The 20503-nt window shown below is 72.5% G+C and carries 15 protein-coding genes and 1 pseudogene; 10 read left to right on the forward strand and 6 right to left on the reverse strand.

The window, feature by feature from the left end:
• The 5 genes from AB0947_RS20770 to AB0947_RS20790 form a co-directional block, all read left to right on the forward strand.
• Window positions 1-430, forward strand: a 430-nt coding sequence (locus AB0947_RS20770) for a DUF3459 domain-containing protein (protein WP_366751811.1), incomplete at its 5' end; no start/stop codon positions are given.
• On the forward strand, window positions 427-2127 hold the full coding sequence (gene treS, locus AB0947_RS20775) for a maltose alpha-D-glucosyltransferase (RefSeq protein WP_366751812.1): 1701 nt from the start codon (window positions 427-429) through the stop codon (window positions 2125-2127). The genes AB0947_RS20770 and treS, both read left to right, overlap by 4 nt.
• 97 nt (window positions 2128-2224) lie before the next feature.
• Window positions 2225-3619 carry a maltokinase gene (locus AB0947_RS20780; protein ID WP_366751813.1) on the forward strand — a complete coding sequence of 465 codons (1395 nt, stop codon included), beginning with the start codon at window positions 2225-2227 and terminating at the stop codon, window positions 3617-3619.
• The gene (glgB, locus tag AB0947_RS20785; RefSeq protein WP_366751814.1) at window positions 3616-6057 is read left to right on the forward strand and encodes a 1,4-alpha-glucan branching enzyme; all 2442 of its coding nucleotides are present in this window, start codon (window positions 3616-3618) and stop codon (window positions 6055-6057) included. Before AB0947_RS20780 ends, glgB begins: the two co-directional genes overlap by 4 nt.
• A gap of 229 nt (window positions 6058-6286) precedes the next feature.
• Window positions 6287-6553, forward strand: coding sequence for a hypothetical protein (locus AB0947_RS20790; protein ID WP_366751815.1), 267 nt, complete (start codon window positions 6287-6289; stop codon window positions 6551-6553).
• Here the strand turns inward: AB0947_RS20790 and AB0947_RS20795 are convergent.
• From AB0947_RS20795 to AB0947_RS20805, 3 genes are all read right to left on the reverse strand, one after another.
• Window positions 6540-8780 (reverse strand): ATP-dependent DNA helicase, encoded by a 2241-nt coding sequence (locus tag AB0947_RS20795; RefSeq protein WP_366751816.1) that lies wholly within the window; start codon window positions 8778-8780, stop codon window positions 6540-6542. The genes AB0947_RS20790 and AB0947_RS20795 overlap by 14 nt on opposite strands.
• 170 nt (window positions 8781-8950) lie before the next feature.
• Window positions 8951-9724, reverse strand: a complete 774-nt coding sequence (locus AB0947_RS20800; protein WP_366751817.1) for a DUF2127 domain-containing protein — start codon at window positions 9722-9724, stop codon at window positions 8951-8953.
• Window positions 9725-9828: 104 nt separating this feature from the next.
• The gene (locus AB0947_RS20805; protein ID WP_366751818.1) at window positions 9829-11502 is read right to left on the reverse strand and encodes an MFS transporter; all 1674 of its coding nucleotides are present in this window, start codon (window positions 11500-11502) and stop codon (window positions 9829-9831) included.
• A 138-nt stretch (window positions 11503-11640) separates the two neighbouring features.
• Here AB0947_RS20805 and AB0947_RS20810 point away from each other — a divergent pair, with 138 nt between their 5' ends.
• Window positions 11641-12255 carry a TetR/AcrR family transcriptional regulator gene (locus AB0947_RS20810; protein ID WP_366751819.1) on the forward strand — a complete coding sequence of 205 codons (615 nt, stop codon included), beginning with the start codon at window positions 11641-11643 and terminating at the stop codon, window positions 12253-12255.
• A 134-nt stretch (window positions 12256-12389) separates the two neighbouring features.
• Here AB0947_RS20810 and AB0947_RS20815 read toward each other — a convergent pair whose 3' ends face one another.
• Entirely contained in the window at window positions 12390-13778 is a 1389-nt protein-coding gene (locus AB0947_RS20815) for a cation:dicarboxylase symporter family transporter (RefSeq protein ID WP_366751820.1), read from the reverse strand.
• A 154-nt stretch (window positions 13779-13932) separates the two neighbouring features.
• On the opposite strand from AB0947_RS20815, the gene AB0947_RS20820 reads away from it, so the two are divergent.
• Together AB0947_RS20820 and AB0947_RS20825 are read left to right on the forward strand one after the other, a co-directional pair.
• The gene (locus tag AB0947_RS20820; RefSeq protein ID WP_366751821.1) at window positions 13933-15552 is read left to right on the forward strand and encodes a sensor histidine kinase; all 1620 of its coding nucleotides are present in this window, start codon (window positions 13933-13935) and stop codon (window positions 15550-15552) included.
• On the forward strand, window positions 15549-16244 hold the full coding sequence (locus AB0947_RS20825; protein ID WP_366751822.1) for a response regulator: 696 nt from the start codon (window positions 15549-15551) through the stop codon (window positions 16242-16244). The genes AB0947_RS20820 and AB0947_RS20825 overlap by 4 nt, the downstream gene beginning before the upstream one ends.
• Here the strand turns inward: AB0947_RS20825 and AB0947_RS20830 are convergent.
• Together AB0947_RS20830 and AB0947_RS20835 are read right to left on the reverse strand one after the other, a co-directional pair.
• Window positions 16126-18318, reverse strand: a complete 2193-nt coding sequence (locus tag AB0947_RS20830) for a tetratricopeptide repeat protein (protein ID WP_366751823.1) — start codon at window positions 18316-18318, stop codon at window positions 16126-16128. The genes AB0947_RS20825 and AB0947_RS20830 overlap by 119 nt on opposite strands.
• Window positions 18315-18872, reverse strand: coding sequence for a hypothetical protein (locus tag AB0947_RS20835; RefSeq protein ID WP_366751824.1), 558 nt, complete (start codon window positions 18870-18872; stop codon window positions 18315-18317). Before AB0947_RS20835 ends, AB0947_RS20830 begins: the two co-directional genes overlap by 4 nt.
• A gap of 36 nt (window positions 18873-18908) precedes the next feature.
• On the opposite strand from AB0947_RS20835, the gene AB0947_RS20840 reads away from it, so the two are divergent.
• Window positions 18909-19757 (forward strand): 5'-methylthioadenosine/S-adenosylhomocysteine nucleosidase, encoded by an 849-nt coding sequence (locus AB0947_RS20840; protein ID WP_366751825.1) that lies wholly within the window; start codon window positions 18909-18911, stop codon window positions 19755-19757.
• 139 nt (window positions 19758-19896) lie between these two features.
• Window positions 19897-20453: pseudogene (locus AB0947_RS20845) on the forward strand (NB-ARC domain-containing protein); the annotation flags it as partial.
• Window positions 20454-20503: the final 50 nt, after the last annotated feature.

The raw sequence follows: 20503 nt of genomic DNA on the forward strand, positions 1-20503 counted from the left end.
GAAGTACCAGCTCCGCCCCCGCGACTGGGAAGCCGCCGCACGCGAGGGACGCACCATCGCCCCCCTCATCACGAAGCTCAACACCATCCGGCGGCAGCACCCTGCCCTGCGACAGCTGCGCGATCTGCACTTCCACCACGCCGACCAGGACGCGGTGATCGCCTACTCGAAGCGGAGCGGATCGAACACGGTTCTGGTGGTCGTGAACCTCGACCCGCACCACACCCAGGAGGCCACGGTCTCGTTGGACATGCCGCAACTCGGCCTGGACTGGCACGAGTCCGTGCCGGTGCGCGACGAGCTCACCGGCGAGACCTATTACTGGGGCAGGGCCAACTATGTGCGCCTCGAACCGGGTCACAGGCCCGCGCACGTCTTCACCGTCCTGCGACCGTCCACCCCGCAGATCGGAGGGTCACCCACAACATGATCGTCAATGAGCCCGTTCCGGACACCTTCGAGGACACCCCCGCCAAGGACCGGGACCCGGAGTGGTTCAAACGCGCCGTCTTCTACGAGGTCCTGGTCCGCTCCTTCCAGGACAGCAACGGCGACGGCGTCGGCGACCTGAAGGGCCTGACCGCCAAGCTCGACTACCTGCAGTGGCTCGGCGTGGACTGCCTGTGGCTGCCGCCGTTCTTCAAGTCGCCCCTGCGGGACGGCGGTTACGACGTCTCGGACTACACCGCCGTGCTGCCGGAGTTCGGCGACCTCGCCGACTTCGTGGAGTTCGTGGACGCCGCGCACCAGCGCGGCATGCGCGTGATCATCGACTTCGTCATGAACCACACCAGCGACCAGCACCCGTGGTTCCAGGAGTCGAGGCGGGATCCGGACGGTCCGTACGGGGACTACTACGTCTGGGCCGACGACGACAAGCAGTACCAGGACGCCCGCATCATCTTCGTCGACACCGAGGTCTCCAACTGGACGTACGACCCGGTGCGCAAGCAGTACTACTGGCACCGCTTCTTCTCGCACCAGCCGGACCTGAACTACGAGAACCCGGCCGTGCAGGAGGAGATGATCTCCGCACTGAAGTTCTGGCTGGACCTCGGCATCGACGGGCTCCGGCTGGACGCGGTGCCCTACCTGTACCAGCAGGAGGGCACCAACTGCGAGAACCTGCCCGCGACCCACGAGTTCCTGAAGCGGGTGCGCAAGGAGATCGACGCCCAGTACGCCGACAAGGTGCTCCTCGCCGAGGCGAACCAGTGGCCCGAGGACGTCGTCGACTACTTCGGCGACTACCAGGCCGGCGGCGACGAGTGCCACATGGCGTTCCACTTCCCCGTCATGCCGCGCATCTTCATGGCCGTACGACGTGAATCCCGCTACCCGGTCTCCGAGATCCTCGCCAAGACCCCGGCCATCCCCACGAACTGCCAGTGGGGCATCTTCCTGCGCAACCACGACGAGCTGACCCTCGAAATGGTCACCGACGAGGAACGCGACTACATGTGGGCCGAGTACGCCAAGGACCCGCGGATGCGCGCCAACATCGGCATCCGCCGCCGCCTCGCGCCCCTGCTCGACAACGACCGCAACCAGATCGAGCTGTTCACCGCCCTGCTGCTCTCCCTGCCCGGCTCGCCGATCCTCTACTACGGCGACGAGATCGGCATGGGCGACAACATCTGGCTCGGCGACCGCGACGCCGTGCGCACCCCCATGCAGTGGACCCCCGACCGCAACGCCGGCTTCTCGTCCTGTGATCCGGGACGCCTGTTCCTGCCCGCGATCATGGACCCGGTCTACGGCTACCAGGTCACCAACGTCGAGGCGTCCATGGCCTCGCCCTCCAGTCTGCTGCACTGGACCCGCCGCATGATCGAGATCCGCAAGCAGAATCCTGCCTTCGGACTGGGGTCCTACACCGAGCTGCCGTCGTCGAACCCGGCGGTGCTCGCCTTCCTGCGCGAGTACGAGGACGACCTGGTGCTGTGCGTCCACAACTTCTCCCGCTTCGCCCAGCCCACGGAGCTGGACCTGAGCCGGTTCGGCGGGCGGCATCCCGTCGAACTGTTCGGCGGGGTCAGGTTCCCGGCGATCGGCGAGCTGCCGTACCTGCTCACCCTCGCGGGACACGGCTTCTACTGGTTCCGGCTGCGCAGGGAACCCGTATAGCGCGGGCCCGGGTGGGACGCGGCGGCGTTTCCACCGCCCCACCCGGGGCACGCAGTAGTAACACCCCGACGCCCCCCGGGGAAAGGACGTGACGCCCATGGCGGAAACGGTCACCACTTCCGGCACCACCGGTACCCTCCTCGCCTCGCTCGACCCCCTGCTGCGCGCCTGGCTGCCCCGGCAGCGCTGGTTCGCGGGCAAGGGCCGTCCGGTCACCGGGTTCACCCCCGTGTCCGTCACCGAACTGCTGCCTCCCGACGGCCGGCTGGGCCTCTACCATCTGCTGGTGCGCGTCCACCAGGCCGACGCGCCCGGAGCCCCGTCGCACCCGGGCGACTGCTACCAGCTCCTCATAGGCGTGCGCGAGGCGCTGCCGCCCCGGCTGGCGCCCGCGCTGATCGGACATGTGACCGAGGGCCCGCTCGCCGGACGCACGGTGTACGAGGCCCTGCACGACACCCGGCCCGCCGAAGTGCTCCTGGAGGCCCTGCGCACCCAGGCCCGCGTCGGCGGGCTGCGCTTCGAGCGTGACCCGGCGCAGGAGATCCGGGCCGGCCTCGTGCCCCGGCTGATGACCGCCGAACAGTCCAACTCGTCCGTGGTCTACGGAGATACGTTTATCCTGAAGCTGCTGCGCCGGGTGGTGCCCGGCGTCAACCCCGATCTGGAACTCCCGCTCGCCCTGGCCCGCGAGGGATGCCCGAGGGTGCCCGCGCCGACGGCCTGGCTGCACGCCGAGGTGGCGGCGGACACGTACGTCCTTGCGGTGCTCCAGCCGTATGTGAGCGGCGCCTCCGACGGCTGGGAGCTGGCGCTGCGCGAACTGGCCAAGGGCGAGGACTTCGCGGCCGAGGCCCGCGCGCTGGGCCGGGCCACCGCCGAGGTGCACACCGCGCTCGCCCGGGCCCTGCCGACGGTCACCCTCGGCCACGCCCAGCTGGAGTCGCTGGTGGACGGCATGACCGAGCGGCTGGCGGCGGCCGTGCAGGCGGTGCCGGCGCTGCGGCCGTACGAGGGCGGGCTGCGCTCGGCGTACCAGGCGCTCGGCACGCTCGCCGCCGAGGGCCGCACCTGGACCGCCCAGCGCGTCCACGGCGATCTGCACCTCGGCCAGTGCCTGCGCTCGCCGTCCGGTGCCTGGTCGCTGATCGACTTCGAGGGCGAACCGGCCCGCCCGCTGGCCGAGCGGCGCATGCCGCAGCCACCGGTGCGGGACATCGCGGGGATGCTCCGCTCCTTCGACTACGCGGCCCACTCGGCGACCCCGCCCGCCCCGGACTGGGCGCACACCTGCCGGGCCGCCTACTGCTCCGGATACGCGGAGGTGGCCGGCCGCGATCCGCGTACCGACCCGGTGATGCTGCGGGCCTACGAGACCGACAAGGCGGTCTACGAGGTCGTCTACGAGGCCCGGCACCGGCCCGACTGGCTCCCCGTACCGCTGAGCGCGGTGCGCCGCCTCGCCCTGCCCGACCAGGAGGCTCGTCCGTGACCCCCAAGGGACACAAGGAATCCAAGGCCCACAAGGAAGCCAAGGCCAAGAAGGAGTCCGCGGCCAGGAGGAAGGCCGCCGCCGGGAAGCCGCCCGCGCCGGAGGTCCCCGCGCAGGCGGCGGCCCCCGCCGCGGAGGCGCCCGCGCAGACCCCGGCCGCGGAGGTCCCGGCGCAGGCCCCCGCGGCGGAGCCGCCCGCACGGACACCGGCCGTGGAGCCGCCCGCGCCGGCCCCCCTCGCGGAGGTCGCCGTGTCCCCGGCCCTCGACGCCGGCGACCGCGCGCGGCTGCTGCACGGCACCCATCACGATCCCCACTCCGTGCTGGGTGCGCACCCGGTGCCGGGCGGGGTGGCCTTCCGCGCGTTCCGCCCGTACGCGCGGGCGGTCACCGTGGTCTCGGGCGAGCTGCGGGCCGAGCTGCACGACGACGGCGACGGCTTCTTCTCCGGCCTGCTCCCGCTCACCGAGGTCCCCGTCTACCGGCTGCTGGTGACGTACGACGGCACGGTCCACGAGACCGAGGACGCCTACCGCTTCCTGCCCACCCTCGGCGAGCTGGACCTGCATCTGATCGGCGAGGGCCGGCACGAACAGCTGTGGCAGGCGCTCGGCGCGCACGTCACCACCCACCAGGGCGTCACCGGAACCCGGTTCGCGGTGTGGGCGCCGAACGCGCGGGGTGTGCGGGTCACCGGCGGGTTCAACTTCTGGGACGGCGCCGGCTTCCCGATGCGCTCGCTCGGCGGCACCGGGGTCTGGGAGCTGTTCGTGCCGGGGATCGGCGAGGGCGAGCTGTACAAGTTCGAGATCACCCGCCCGGACGGCTCGCGCACCCTGCGCGCCGACCCGATGGCCCGCCGTACCGAGGTGCCCCCCGCCACCTCCTCGATCGTGCACGCCTCGCACCACGAGTGGGGTGACGCGGAGTGGCTGGCGCACCGGGCGGACACGCCGGTGCACGAGGCCCCCTTCTCGGTGTACGAGGTGCACCTGCCGTCCTGGCGGCCCGGGCTGACGTACCGCCGGCTGGCCGAGCAGCTCCCGGCGTACGTGAAGGAGATGGGCTTCACCCACGTGGAGCTGATGCCGGTCGCCGAGCACCCCTTCGGCGGCTCCTGGGGCTACCAGGTCACCGGGTTCTACGCGCCGACGGCCCGGCTGGGCACCCCCGACGACTTCAAGTACCTGGTGGACAAGCTGCACCAGGCGGGCATCGGGGTGCTGATGGACTGGGTGCCGGCGCACTTCCCGCGCGACGACTGGGCGCTCGCGGAGTTCGACGGGCGTCCGCTGTACGAGCACCACGACCCGCTGCGGGCCGCCCATCCCGACTGGGGCACGCTGGAGTTCGACTTCGGCCGGCGCGAGGTGCGCAACTTCCTCGTCGCGAACGCCGTGTACTGGTGCGAGGAGTTCCACATCGACGGGCTGCGCGTGGACGCGGTCGCCTCGATGCTCTACCTGGACTACTCGCGCGAGCCGGGCCAGTGGACGCCGAACGAGCACGGCGGCCGGGAGAACCTGGACGCGGTGGCCTTCCTCCAGGAGATGAACGCCACCGTGTACCGGCGCTGCCCGGGCGTGGTGACCATCGCGGAGGAGTCCACGGCCTGGGACGGTGTCACCCGGCCCACCCACCACAAGGGCCCGAGCGGCTTCGGCGGGCTCGGCTTCGGACTGAAGTGGAACATGGGCTGGATGCACGACTCGCTCCAGTACATGAGCCACGACCCCGTGCACCGCGCGTACCACCACCACGAGATGACGTTCTCGATGGTGTACGCCTACAGCGAGAACTACGTCCTGCCCATCTCCCACGACGAGGTCGTCCACGGCAAGCGGTCCCTGGTGTCGAAGATGCCCGGCGACTGGTGGCAGCAGCGCGCCAACCTGCGCGCCTACCTCGGCTTCATGTGGGCCCACCCCGGCAAGCAGCTCCTCTTCATGGGCCAGGAGTTCGCCCAGGGCGCCGAGTGGTCCGAGGCGCACGGTCCCGACTGGTGGCTGCTCGACCCGGCGTACGGCGCCGAGGCGGACCACCGGGGTGTCCGGGACCTCGTCAGGGACCTGAACGCCGTGTACCGGGCGACCCCGGCGCTGTGGCAGCGGGACACCGACCCGGCGGGCTTCGAGTGGATCACCGGGGACGCGGCGGACGACAACGTCTTCGCGTTCCTGCGCCACGACGCCGAGGGCACCCCGCTGCTCGCGGTCTGCCACCTGGCCCCGGTGGTCCGCCCCGACTACCGCCTGGGGGTGCCGGAGGAGGTGCCGGCCTGGGTGGAGGTCCTCAACACCGACGCGGCCCGCTACGGCGGCGGCGACGTGACCCGCCCGGACGTCGTCAAGCCCGAGCCCCAGCCCTGGCACGGCCGCCCGGCGAGCATCCGGCTGACCCTGCCCCCGCTGGCGACGGTGTGGCTGCGCCCGGCCTGACCGGGTGGCACGCGCCTGCCGTGTGCCGTGGCCGCTCTCCTGCCGGGCGGCTGCGGCACCCAGGTGACGGGGCGGGGCGGAGGGGCGTCTCCCACGGCACCCGGGCCGGTCCCGTGGACCCTCGCGGAGCCCTTCCGGGTCGTCGCCGCCCGGATCGGCGCCGGCCACGCTGATCGCCGCCGGCGCCCCCACGCATACCTGCCGGGACACCGAGCACTGCGACGGCAGGTTGCCGGTCCTGGACTCCTCCTGGCGCACCGGCCCGGCGTACGCCTCCGACGACGGCGACCCCGCCTGCTCCTCCCGGCTGGGCGACCGCTGGTTCTTCCGGGCGGAACCCGCGGGCTGGAAACCGGTCTTCGAGAGCGCTGCCGGGGGCTGCGGGTCGGTCCGGCGCCCCGTCCCGCTGTCCGCCACGCCGCACCCGAGCCACCCACCGGCGGCGGACCCGCCGGCGGCGGGTGGCGGCTCCGCCCCGGCCGCTATGGCGCGGTGACGCCCGTGGCCAGCCCCTCCGGGAGCTCGTCCGTGTAGAGGACCCCGAGCCGCTGGGTGGCCCGGGTCAGGGCGACGTACAGGTCGCTCGTGCCGTAGGCGCCCGGCTCGACCACCAGGACGGAGTCGAATTCGAGACCCTTGGACTGCCGGGGGTCGAGCAGGACGACCGTCCGCGTCAGGTCGGGTTCGGCGCCGGCCGTGACGCCGTCCAGGCGGGCGGCGAGGGCGCGGTGCAGACCGCGCGGGGCGATCACCGCCAGCCGGCCCTCCGCCGGGGTCAGCTCGGCGACCGCCTTGGCGACCGCGCCGGGCAGGTCGTCGGTCACCTGCCGCACCCAGGGGCGCTCACCGGTGGAGCGGACGGAGCTCGGCGGTGCGAAGTCCGGGTCATCGGCGCGGACCACGGCCGCCGCCAGGTCCATGATCTCCGCCGGGGTGCGGTAGTTGACGCCCAGGCGGGTGTGCTCCCAGCGGTCCTCGACGTAGGGCGCGAGGATGTCCGCCCAGGAGCCGACGCCGGCCGCCTCCGCCGTCTGCGCGGGGTCGCCGACCAGGGTCATCGAGCGGGTCGGGCTGCGCCGCATCAGCAGCCGCCAGGCCATCGGCGACAGTTCCTGCGCCTCGTCCACGATGATGTGCCCGAACGCCCAGGTGCGGTCGGCGGCGGCCCGCTCGGCGGCGCTGCGGTGGTCGGCCTCCTCGTGCCGCTCGGCGAACCGCTCGGCGTCGATGATGTGGTGCGCGGACAGGACCTCGGAGGCGTCCGGGTCGTCCTCCTCCTTGTCCTCGAACTCGTAGGTCCGGGAGGCGTAGGAGACGTCCAGGACGCCCTGGGCGTAGGCCACCTGCGTCTCGCGTTCGCGTTCGGCGCGGGCGCGCGCCACCCGGTCGTCCTCGCCGAGGAGTTCGGCCGCCTCGTCCAGCAGCGGCACGTCGGCGACGGTCCAGGCGCGGGTCACCGGGCGGCGGATCGCGTCGGCGTCCTGCTCCGGCAGGTAGCCGTCGGGCTCGGCGAGGAAGTCGGCGACCAGCCGCTGCGGGGTGATCCGCGGCCAGAGCTGGTCGACGGCGTCCCAGACCTCGGGGTTCTCGGCGAGTTCGTCGCGGATCTGGGTGATGTCGGAGGCGTCGAGCAGGCTGCTGCCGTCGTAGGGGTCGGTGCCCACGCGCTCGGCGTACAGCTCGGTGAGGGTGTTGAGGATGTGGCCCTCGAAGTACTCGCGGGCGGCGTTGTGGGGCAGCTTGGCGGCGCGGGTGCGCTCGCGGGCGACGTTCACCAGGCCGTCGTCCAGCATGAGAACCTCGCGCTCGTGCTCGATCGCGATGACCGGGTCGGGCAGGGCCTGCCGGTCGCGTACGACGGCGGCGAGCACGTCGGCCATGCCGGCGCGGCCCTTGACGGCGGCGGCCTCGGGGGTGTCGGCGGCGGTGGCCTTCACGCCGGGGAACAGCTCGCCGACCGTGGCCAGCAGCACCCCGGTCTCGCCGAGGGAGGGCAGCACCTCGCCGATGTAGCCGAGGAAGGCCGGGTTCGGGCCGACGATGAGGACCGCGCGGCGGGCCAGCAGCTCGCGGTGCTCGTACAGCAGGTAGGCCGCGCGGTGCAGGGCCACCGCGGTCTTGCCGGTGCCGGGGCCGCCCTCCACGACCAGCACGCCCCGGTGCGGTGCCCGGATGATGCGGTCCTGGTCGGCCTGGATGGTCTGCACGATGTCGCTCATCCGGCCGGTGCGGGCCGAGTTCAGCGCGGCCAGCAGGACGGCGTCGCCGCTCGGGTCCTCGTGCCCGGTGCGGGTGGCGTCGCCGAGGTCGAGAATCTCGTCGTGCAGGGAGGTGACGGTCCGGCCCTCGGAGGCGATGTGCCGGCGGCGGCGCAGGCCCATCGGGGTGTGGCCGGTGGCCAGGTAGAAGGGGCGGGCGACGTCGGCCCGCCAGTCGACGAGGACCGGGGTGCGCTCGGGGTCGTCCTCGCGCAGCCCGATCCGCCCGATGTGGTGCTTCGTGCCGTCGGCGAGGTCGATCCGGCCGAAGCAGAGCGAGCCGTCCACGGCGTTCAGCGCGGCGAGCAGCCCCGAGCGCTCGGCGACCAGGATGTCCCGCTCCAGCCGGGCCTGCATGGGCTTGTCGCCCTGGGCGAGCGCGTCGGCGACGGAGGTCTCGGCCTCGCCGCGCAGCACGTCCACGCGCGCGTACAGTCCGTCGATGAATTCCTGCTCGTGCCGCATTTCATCATCTGGAAAGTCGGTGTTTGACAATTCCGCTCCCGCCCGGATATACTGTGCTCAGTGAATTACTTCGGGACTCCTGAAAAACGAAGTCACGAATCATTGAATATACGCACAGCAATCCCCCGAGCGCAATTGCTCAGGGGATTTTTTGATGGGCCGGGCCGGGTCTACAGCGGTGCGTGCGCCATGCCCGCCGACTCCTCCACCTCCATCAGCGAGGCGCTGTGCCGTTCCTCCTCGAACTTACGGCGCCCGCCGCGCAGTCCGAAGAGCCGCTTGGTCAGGGCGATGTACAGGACCGCGAGGACGTTCAGCACGAGCGTGGCGATCTTCAGCCAGCTGATGTGCTCGGTGAGTTCGTAGATCTCAAGCGGCAGGAAGGCGGCCGTCGCGACCACCGTCAGGTATTCCGCCCAGCGCTTGGCGTACCAGAGGCCGACCGCCTCGATCAGTTCGATCAGCGCGTAGGCCAGCAGCAGTCCGGCGACCAGCACCAGGGTGGAGTGCCGGTAGCCGAACGCCTTCTGCACGGAACCGACGACCGGCGAGTGGTCCAGGTCGTAGTGGAAGTGCCGGAAGACCGGCCGGAAGACGTCCAGGTACTCGTCGAACAGGCGGCGCACCGCGTCCTGGCTGTTGCTGAACTTCCACACCGCGACCGCGACCAGCACGATGAACACCCCGCGCACGGCACGCTCGACGGCGAGGAAGCGCAGGACGAACAGGTCGCGGAGCACGGTGCCGCGCGGCACCAGCGGCGCGTCGGCGGCCGGTCCCGAGCCGCGCGGCTCGCCGAGCACGAAGTCACCGCAGCGCAGGCACCGCCAGACGTCCCCGAGCGCGGTCCGCGCGTGCAGCCGGACGCGCAGCCGGGGGTCGTCCGGCGCGTAGGTCACATGGCCCTTGCGCGCGCAGGTCCGCCGGTCCCAGTCGATCTTCATCCCCCACGCCTCCGCACTCGTATGGACACCACCTGTACGGACGTCATACACGAACGTGCCGTTCCGGTTGACCCGGAACGGCACGGACGAGGGGAGGCGGGCGGTCACTCGGCCGCGCTGTCCACCAGTTCCCGCTCCTCGGTCGCGGCCTGCCCGGCACCGGCCTCGCGGCCCGGCAGCAGGACGGCCACCAGGACGGTGCCGACGCCGAGGATCACCGCCCCGACCAGACTGGTGTGGGCGACCGCGTCGGAGAAGGCGGAGCCCACCGCGTCGGCCATCTGCCGGGCGCCGGCGGCCAGCTCACCGGCCTGCTGCTTGAGCTGCGCGGCCTGGTGCGGGTCGCTCGCCTGCTGGGCCCGCGCGGCGGCCTGCTGCGCCTTCTCGCCGATGCCCTGCGCGACGGCGTACCCGGCGCCGACCGAGTCCTGCGCGGTGTCCAGGGCGCTCGCCGGGAGCTTGCTGCCGGCCGTGGCGTCGGACAGGTGGTCGCCGTACGACGTGGCCAGCAGCGAGCCGAGGATCGCGATGCCGAGCGAGCCGCCCAGCTCCAGCGAGGTGTCGTTGACGGCGCCGCCGACGCCCAGCTCGGACTCCGGGAACGCGCCCATGATGGCGTCGGTGCAGGGCGAGAGGGCGAGGCCGATGGCGAGGCCCAGGATGACCAGGGGCGCCACGAAGTCGCCGTAGCCGGAGCCGGCGTCCACCCGGGTGAGCAGGGCGAGGGCGGTCGTGCCGCCGACCATGCCCGCGCTGACGGTCCACTTCATGCCGACGCGCGGGGTGAGCCAGCCGGTCAGGGCCGAGCCGGCGAAGACGGCGCCGGCGAGCGGCAGCATGCGCACACCGGTCTGAAGGGCGTCGTAGCCGAGGACGAACTGGAGGTGCTGGGTGAGGTAGTAGAAGGCGCCGAAGACGGCGAGGAAGAACAGGGCGACGGCGAGGTTGGAGCCGGCGAACCGGCGGCCGGTGAAGCGGCGCACGTCCAGGATCGGGCGCGGGTGGCGCAGCTCCCACAGCACGAAGGCGACCAGGCCGGCGCCCGCGACCACCGCCGCCGCGACGGCCTTGGCGCCCCAGCCGAAGTGCGGCCCCTCGATGATCATGTAGACGAGCGCCCCGGTCCACAGCACCGACAGCAGTCCGCCGACGTAGTCGATGCGGTCGTGGTGGCCGGCCCGCGAGGGCGGGACGAGGACGAGGGCGGCGACGAGCGCGACCGCCGCGACGGGCACGTTGATCAGGAAGGTCGAGGACCAGCCGTGGTCGCGCAGCAGGGCGCCGGCGACGACCGGCCCGGCGGCGATGGCGAGCCCGGCGGTGGCGGTCCACAGCGTGATCGCCTTGGCCCGCTCGGCGCGCGGGAAGGTCGCGGCCAGCAGGGAGAGCGTGGCGGGCATGATCAGCGCGGCGCCGACGCCCATCACGGCCCGGGCCGCGATGACGGTGGCCGCGCTGTCGGCGAGGTATCCGAAGACGGCCCCGCCGCCGAACACCAGCAGGCCGAGGACGAGCGCCCCGCGCCGGCTGTACTTGTCGCCGATGGCGCCGAGCAGCAGCATCAGCGCCGCGTAGGGGACGGTGTAGCCGTCGATCACCCACTGCAGGTCGGCGCTGGAGAGCCCGAGGTCCCGGGTCATGTCGGGCGCCGCGACCGTGAGGGCGGTGTTCGCCATCACGATGATCAGCAGGCTGAGGCAGAGCACCAGGAGCGCCCACCACCGCCGGGCGTAAGGGCGGTCCGTCGTTTCGACCGGTTCGGTCATGACGAGTCGCATGGCAGGGGTCGCCTTCCTCGGGTACGCGACAGGACTTGCACAGCGGCATGCAATTGCACAACCATGTGCAATGTACGTCGCTGCACAACACTGTGCAAGTCGACCGGATGACGCCCGGCAAACCTCCGGGGAGGCACAATGACCGCCATGACCACGGGTAACACCAGCCGCGCCGACGCCAACCGGCGCCGCATCCTCGACGTCGCCCTCGCCGAGCTGCTGCGCGATCCGGACGCCTCCATGGACCAGATCGCCCGCGCGGCCGGGGTCGTACGACGGACGGTCTACGGCCACTTCCCCAGCCGTGAGGCACTGATCAGCACCCTGGTCGACGGAGCCGTGGAGGCGCTGGCGGACGCGGACTCCCGGGCCTGCGCCGGCGTGAGCGACCCTGCGGAGACGGTGGCCCGCTCGGTGCTCGCCCTGTGGCCGGTCGCCGACCGCTACCGGCTGCTGATCGCGCTCGCCCAGCGCACGGTCACCGTGCAGGGCATCCGCGAACGCCTCGCGCCGCTGCGCGAGAACAAGATCCGGCTCCTCCAGCGCGGCCTGGACGAAGGTGTCTTCAGCTCCCCGCTGCCCGCGCCGGCCCTCGCGTACGTACACGAGCAGATGCTGTTCGCGGTGATGGAGGCGGTGAACGACGGGCTGCTGGCAGCGCGGGAGGCGGGCCGCTCCGCCACGGTCGCCGTCCTGACCGCGGCGGGCGTGCCCGCCTCACGGGCCACCGAGCTGGTGGCCGGGGTGTCGTAGCGGAAGCAGGTCCCGGAGCCGGAAGAGGGATCCGGGCGGCCGAGGCACGGGGGGAGCCTCGGCCGCCCGGCGGCGGTACCCGGACGCCCGGCCCGGGTTCAGGCGGGGCCGGACGTCCGGAACTACGGGGTGGATCAGGCCTTGGCGAGTTCCTTCTCGCCGTCCGCCCGGGGCTCGGGAACCTCCCGCACCCCGGTCTCGCCCTCGTCCAGCAGGGTGGTCTCGTCGAACGGCAGCTCGCCGGCCAGCACCCGCCGCACCCGGACCTTGTCGATCTCCTTGGTCCACGTGCCGACCAGCACCGTCGCGACCGCGTTGCCCGCGAAGTTCGTCAGCGCCCGCGCCTCGCTCATGAACCGGTCGATGCCGACGATCAGCCCGACCCCGTCCACCAGCGCCGGCTTGTGCGACTGCAGACCGCCGGCCAGGGTGGCGAGGCCCGCGCCGCTGACACCGGCCGCGCCCTTCGAGGCCAGCAGCAGGAACAGCAGCAGCGGGATCTGCTCGCCGACCGACATCGGCGTACCCAGCGCGTCCGCGATGTACAGCGACGCCATGGTCATGTAGATCATCGTGCCGTCGAGGTTGAACGAGTACCCGGTCGGCACGGTGATGCCGACGACCGGCCGGCTGACGCCCAGGTGCTCCATCTTCGCGATCAGCCGCGGCAGCGCGGACTCCGACGAGGAGGTCGACAGGATCAGCAGGAACTCGCGGGCGAGGTACTTGAACAGGGAGAAGACGTTCAGGCCCGCGACGGCCCGGAGCAGCGCGCCGAGCACGACGAAGACGAACAGGAAGCAGGTGACGTAGAAGCCGAGCATCAGCACGGCGAGGCTCTTGAGCGCGTCGACGCCGGCCGAACCGACCACCGCCGCGATGGCGCCGAACGCGCCGATCGGCGCCGCCCACATCACCATGGACAGGATGCGGAAGACGAGCCGCTGGATGTGCTCGATGCCGCGCAGCACCGGCTGTCCGGCCGAGCCCATGGCCTGGAGCGCGAACCCGGCGAGCAGGGCCACCAGCAGTGTCTGGAGCACCTGGCCCTCGGTGAAGGCGGAGACGAACGTGGTGGGGATGATCGACAGCACGAAGTCCACGGGCGGCAGCGCGTCCGGGGACACCTGGCCGTGCCCGGTCGCCTTGATGGCGTTGGTGATGTGCAGCCCGTCGCCCGGGTGCAGCACGTTGCCGACGAGGAGCCCGATGGCGAGCGCGACGAGCGACATCACGAGGAAGTAGCCGAGGGCGATACCGCCGACGGCACCGACCTTGGCAGCCTTCCGTACCGATCCGATACCGAGCACGATCGTGCAGAAGATGATCGGCGAGATCATCATCTTGATCAGGTTCACGAACCCGGTGCCCAGCGGCTTCAGCTCCATGGCGGCATCGGGCCAGATCAGGCCCACGCCGATGCCGAGCGCGACCGCCACGATGACGGCGATGTACAGGTAATGGGTCCGGTCCCGCTTCACGCGGGGTGCGGCAGGTGCCGTATCGGGGGTGCTGGCGGCCACGACTGCCCTCCTTGACGTCTTCGTCGGCGAACAACCGGCGTGCGGCTCACGTCCGGGCGTTTCTGGGGAATGCCGTGACTATCTCCCGGCCTGTGAGGGCGGTCACCCTTCCGTTCATTTAGTTCACGCTTAACCACAGAGGCACACTGCTGACATGCGCCTCCCCACCCTCCCGCGGCCCCGGAGCCTGGCCGGCCAGCTGTTCGCCATGCAGGCCGTGCTGATAGCGGTGGTCGTGGCCGGGTACGCGCTGTTCACCTACGTCGGCGACCAGCGGCAGGCCGAGGACGCCGCCGCCCGGCAGGCCACGGCGGTGGCCCGGTCGATCGCCGACTCCCCCTCGGTCCGCGAGGCGATCCGCACCCCCGACCCCACGGCCCGGCTGGAGCCGTACGCCCTCCAGGTCATGCGGGACGCCAACGTCGACTTCGTGACGATCATGAACCCGTCCGGCATCCGCTGGACCCACCCCGACCGGAACGAGATCGGCAAGCGCTTCCTCGGCAACATCGGCCCCGCCCAGCACGGCCGTACCTTCACCGAGACCTACACCGGCACGCTCGGCGCGTCCGTCCGCGCGGTCACCCCCATCTCGGACAACGGCCGGATCGTCGGCCTGGTGAGCGCCGGCATCAAGGTGGAGACGATCAGCGCCCGGGTCCAGGACCAGGTCACGGCCCTGCTCGGGGTGGCGGGCGTGGCCCTGCTGCTGGGGGCGGTGGGCACGTACGTCATCAACGCCCGGCTGCGCCGCCACACCCACGGCATGAACGCCAGCGAGCTGAGCCGGATGCACGACTACCACCAGGCGGCGCTGCACGCGGTCCGCGAGGGGCTGCTGATGCTGGACGGCCGGTACCGGGTGGCGCTCATCAACGACGGCGGCCGGGACCTGCTGGGCGTGGGCCCCGAGGAGGACGTGGTCGGCCGCTCGGTGGCCGACCTGGGCCTGCCCGCCCCGCTGACGGGCGCCCTGCTGTCCTCCCAGCCCCGGGTGGACGAGGTGCACCTGACGGCGTCCCGGGTGCTGGTCGTGAACACGTCCCCGGTGTCGGGCGGCGAACACCGGGGCACGGTCGTCACGCTCCGCGACGTCACCGAACTCCAGTCGCTGATGGGCGAACTGGACTCGGAGCGGGGCTTCACCCAGGCGCTGCGCTCGCAAGCGCACGAGGCCGCGAACCGCCTGCACACGGTCGTCTCGCTGATCGAGCTGGGCCGGGCCGAGGAGGCCGTGGAGTTCGCCACGGCCGAGCTGGAGCTGGCGCAGGCCCTGACCGACCAGGTGGTGGCGGCGGTCGGCGAGCCGGTGCTGGCCGCGCTGCTGCTCGGCAAGACCGCGCAGGCGAACGAGCGGGGCGTGGAACTCGTGGTCTCACCGGACAGCCGCCTGGACGACGGCCTGCTCCCGGACAGCCTGTCCGCCCGCGACCTGGTGACCATCCTCGGCAACCTGATCGACAACGCCGTGGACGCGGCGCAGGGCGGCGTGCGGGCCCGGGTGACCGTGACGGCGTACGCTACGGCCGCCGAAGTGGTGCTCCGGGTGTCGGACACCGGGCCGGGGGTCGACCCCGCCCACGCCGACCTTGTGTTCCAGCGGGGGTTCTCCACGAAGCCGGCCGAACCCGGCGGCCGGGGACTCGGGCTGGCCCTGGTCCGGCAGGCGGTGAACCGCCACGACGGCACGCTCACGGTGGCCGAGGCGGAGGAGGGCGGAGCGGTGTTCGAGGTGCGGTTGCCGTTGCGCGCGGCCACGGGCGGCGCCGCATGACGGACGAGCAGCGGCCCATCCGCGTCCTCGTCGTCGAGGACGACCCGGTGGCCGCCGACGCGCACGTGATGTACGTCGGCCGGGTGCCGGGGTTCGTCGCGGTCGGGAAGGCGCACACGGGGGCGGAGGCACGGCGCCTGCTGGACCGCACGCCGGTCGACCTGCTCCTGCTCGACCTGCACCTCCCCGACGTCCACGGCCTGCAGCTGGCCCGGTCCCTGCGGGCGGCCGGGCACCACGCGGACGTGATAGCGGTGACCTCGGCACGCGACCTGGCGGTGGTGCGGGAGGGCGTCTCCCTGGGCGTCGTCCAGTACGTCCTGAAACCGTTCACGTTCGCCACGCTGCGCGACCGGCTGGTCCGGTACGCCGAGTTCCACGCGGCGGTGGGCGAGGCGAGCGGCCAGGACGAGGTCGACCGCGCCCTGGCGACCCTGCGCGCCCCCACACCGGCGGCCCTGCCGAAGGGCCTGAGCGGGCCGACGCTGGAACGGGTGACGTCCGCGCTGCGCAAGGCGGCGGCGGACGGCCTCACGGCGGCCGGGGTCGCCGAGGCGGTGGGCATCTCCCGCATCACCGCGCGACGGTACCTGGAGCACCTGGTGGACGCGGGAAGAGCCGGCCGGAGCCCCTTGTACGGGCAGGTGGGGCGGCCGGAGCTGGTGTACCGGTGGGTTTCCCAGGGGCGGTGAGGGCGGCGGCCGCGGCACGGGCTTCGGCGGCTTCCCCGGGGGCGTTGGCCCGGGTGAAGGCGTCGGCGGCCTGGAGGTAGTGGGCGCGGGCTTCGGCCGGGTGGTGGGCGTCCCGGTGGGCGGCGGCCAGGCCGATGAGGATCACGCCCATGCTGTGCCAGTCCTCCAGCCCCTCATGCGTGTCCCGCGCCCTGCCGTACGCCGCGATGGCCTCCTCCGGCCGGCCCGCCTTCCACAGGGTGAGGCCGAGGTTGTGCCACGCCATGCCCTCCCCGTGGCGGTCCCCCAGCGAGTGGAAGAGGACGCGGACGCGTTCGTGGACCTCGATCGCCTCCTCCACCCGGTCCAGTTGCACCAAGGCGATCGCCAGATTGCCCCACGCCTTCACCTCACCGTGCCGTTCCCCCAGCTCCCGGTACAGATCGCGGGCACGCCCGTGCGCGTCGATCGCCTCCTCGGCCCGGCCGGCCGCACGGAGCGCGAGACCGAGGTTGTTCCACGCGACCGCCTCGTGCGCGCGGTTCCCGAGGCCCCGGCACAGGTCGCGGGCACGCGCGTGGGCGTGGATCGCCTCCTCGGCCCGGCCGACCTCTCGAAGCGCGAGACCGGCGCTGTTCCAGGCGATCGCCTCGCGGTGGCGGTCCCCGGCACGGCGAGCGGCGTCCTGTGCGGCCTGAGCCACGGCGATCTTGTCGTGGAACTGCCGTCGTAAGGAGAGGTAGTCCGCCAGGGCGAGCGCGAGCCGCATCGCCGGACCCGCGTACCGGTCCTCGCGGGCCCACAGTGCCGCGGCCACGAGGCCCGCGCGCTCCTCGTCCAGCCACGCCAGGGCCTCCGCCCGGCCCCTGAACCCGCGTCCGTCATCCGGTCCCGGCGACCACTGGAGCCACGTGCCGGCCGCGGCGGTCCACCAGATGTAGCACGCGAGCACCCGTTCCCGCGCCGCTTCGCCCTCCTCCCGCAATGCCGCGTCACCGGCAGCCAAGCTCGCCCCGAACACCCGCACCAGGTCGTGCAGCCGCCACCGGCCCCGCCCGCTGCCCCGCTCCACCAGATGTGCGCGCGCCAGCGTCCTGAGGTCGCGCAGCGGCGCCTCCTCGGCCCCGGCCAGGGCGGCCACGACCTCCTCGCCCACCTCGGTCCCCGGCGCCAGGGCGAGGAGCCGCAGCAACCGGGCGGGCCCGGCGGGCAGGCGGCGGTACGAGAGGTCGAAGGCCGCCCGGGCGCTGCGCTCGCCGTCGTCCAGGGCCGTGAGCCGATCACGCGCGCCGGTGAGTCCGGCGACCAGCTCCGCGACCGGCTGTTCGGCATCCTCCACCAACAGCGCTGCCGCGATCTGGAGGGCCAACGGCAGGTACCCGCACAGCTCGGCCAGCCGTGCCGCCGCCTCCGGCTCCTCCACGACCCGGTCGTCCTCCGGGTCGGCGATCCGCAGGGCCCGATCGAGGAGTTCGTACGCCGCTTCCGGCGTCAGCTGGTCCAGCGGCACCAGCCGTGCCCCCAGCTGAGCCAGCCGATCCCGCGAGGTGACCAGCACCCGGTGCCGCGAGCCCCCCGGCAGCAACGGCCGCACCTGCTCAGGCGACGACGCGTTGTCGGCGAGGACAAGCACCGCCTCCCGCTCGGCCAGCACCGACCGGTACAACGCGCCCCGTTCGTCGGCCGTGGCCGGAATGTGCTCCGGCTCCACACCCAGCGCCCGCAGCAGGGACTGCAACGCCTGGTCCGCCGTGACCGGGGCGTCGTCGTAGCCGTGCAGGTCCACGAAGAGCACGCCTCCCGGGAACCAGCCGGCCTCCCGCGCCGCGTACGCCGCCTGCACCGCGAGCGCCGTCTTCCCGATGCCGCCGAGCCCCGAGACGGCGGTGACGAGGACGGCCTGTCCACCACCGGGGTCCGAGGGGTCGAGCGCCACCCGCAGCCGGTCCAACTCCTCGTCCCGGCCCGTGAATCCCGCCGCCCTCGGCGGCAACGCGTCCAGGGCCGTCGGCGCGGGGGCCTGCTGCCGGTACTCCGCCTTGCCGATGACCGGCCCCCGGAAATCCCCGCCCCGGAAGTCGACGACGTCGCTCACCCGGCCCCGCCCCCCGCCCGGAACGGCACCGCGTACTGCACCACGCACACCCCCAGCCCCATGACCGCCACCGCCTCCACCAGCGACACCACCGCCAGCCCGGCCGAGACGTCACCGCCCGCCCAGTACACGACGAGCGCACTCAACGGCACGACGCAGAAGGCCAGCAGGTCGACCACGCACTGCGTGACCTTCCGGGAGACGCGCCGGGAGTCTCCCCGGTGAGCGGCCTCCCAGCGGAAGACCTCGCCGCCCTCCGCCTGGGCCAGCACGGCGAGCCGAGGCCCCAGGTCGCCCCGCACGTACGCCCCGATCGCCGAGATCTTCTGGTCGTTGACGAGGTACGTCCAGCCGAGGACGACGCACACCGGTGGCAGTGCGAGCAGCATGGAGGTCTGCCTGGCCTGGGCCGCGGCGGCGATGACGGCGGCCACGACGGTCAGGGTGACGTACAGCAGGTTGTCCCGGAACCCGATCCGCGTCTTCTGCTCGTCCTTCACGGTCTGGTACTCGGTGAGCAGCAACTGCCCCACGGTGACGTCTCGTTCCGGCACGTGAGTCCCTTCCCCCGGCGGTACCGGCAGTACCTTATGAGTGTGCCGGAGACTCACCCCACCGTTCTCGTCCTGACCGCACTGCCCCTGGAATACGCCGCTGTGCGGTCGTACCTCCCCGAGCGGGAGGAGGTCGTCCACCCCAAGGGGACCCGCGTCGAGACGGGCCGGCTGCCGGACAGTTCCTGGCACCTGGCGATCAGCGAGCTGGGCGTGGGGGCCGAGCGCGTCGCCGCGCTTACGGCCCAGCTCATCGACTGGCTGCACCCCGAGGCCGTCCTGTTCGTGGGGGTCGCGGGGAGCCTGAAGGACGACATCGAGATCGGCGATGTCGTGGTGGGGACGCAGGTCTACGAGATCCACGGCGGCAAGCAGGCCCACGACGGTTTCAAGGTCCGCCCGAGGGCCCTGCCCGGCTCGCACGCGCTGGAGCAGGCGGCGCGTTCCGCGGCACGGGACCTGCCGGAGGTACAGGTGCACTTCGCGCCGATCGCGACCGGTGACGTGGTGCTGGCCGACTCCAGGTCCGGCATCGCCCGGCACATCGAGACGCACTACAACGACGCGGGCGCCATCGAGATGGAGGGCTCCGGAGCGGCCCAGGCGGCCCATCTGAGCGGACAGGTGGACGCGCTCGTCGTGCGGGGCGTCAGCGACCGCGCGGACCGCAACAAGCGCCGGGCCGACGCGGGCGGCTCGCAGCAGCGGGCGGCCGCGCACGCGGCGACCGTGGCGGTGGCGGTGCTGCGCAAGCACCAGCCACACCGGAATGGGCGCGCCGACTCGGAGGAGGTACCCCAAGGGGGGTACCGGGGCGACCACATCGACTTCCGTGGCGGGACCTTCCACGGAACGGTCATCGGCAAGCAGGCCGGAGACCGGTAAGGGCACGGTCCACGGCCCGGTCCCGCGCGCGACCGCCACGCTCCCGCCCCGGCCCCTCGGCTTCACCGGCCGGTCGGCGGAACTGGACCGCCTGCTGCCCCACCTCGCGCCCGGCGATGACGGCACGACCGCGCTTCCCCTGCTGATCTTCGCCGTCACCGGCACGGGCGGAATCGGCAAGACGGCGCTGGCCGTGGAAGCGGCTCACCGGGCGCGCGCGGAGGGCTGGTTCCCGGGCGGGACGCTCTTCGTGGACCTGCGCGGGTACGACGACGACCCGGTCACGGCGGATCAGGCGGTCCTGGCCCTGCTCGACGCGCTCGGCGTACGGGACCGGGACCTCCCACCGACGGCCGAGCGCCAGTACGACGCGTACCGTGCGCTCCTCGCCGAACGGCGGGACCGGATGCTGCTGATCCTGGACAACGCGTCGGACCCGTCCCAGTACGTACCGCTGCTGCCCGGCACGGACCGGCACCGGGTGCTCATCACCTCCCGGGACCGCCCCGACGCCCTTCCGGTACGGCTGATCGACCTGGAGACACTCGATCCGGACGACTCGGTGGCCCTGGTGACCCGTGCCCCACCGACGAGCGTGACGACCGTCCGGCACGCGAGCCGGCCGCACTGCGTGAACTGACGGACTTGTGCGGGCACTTGCCTTTGGCACTGCAGATCGCGGCGGGGATGCTGCGCTGACGAGCCCTTCCGCGCCGAAGGCGACAACTGCTTCCGCAGAGGCACCG

Origin of the sequence: Streptomyces sp. NPDC047841 (genome assembly GCF_040704085.1) — a bacterium.
GTDB lineage: Bacteria > Actinomycetota > Actinomycetes > Streptomycetales > Streptomycetaceae > Streptomyces > Streptomyces argyrophylli.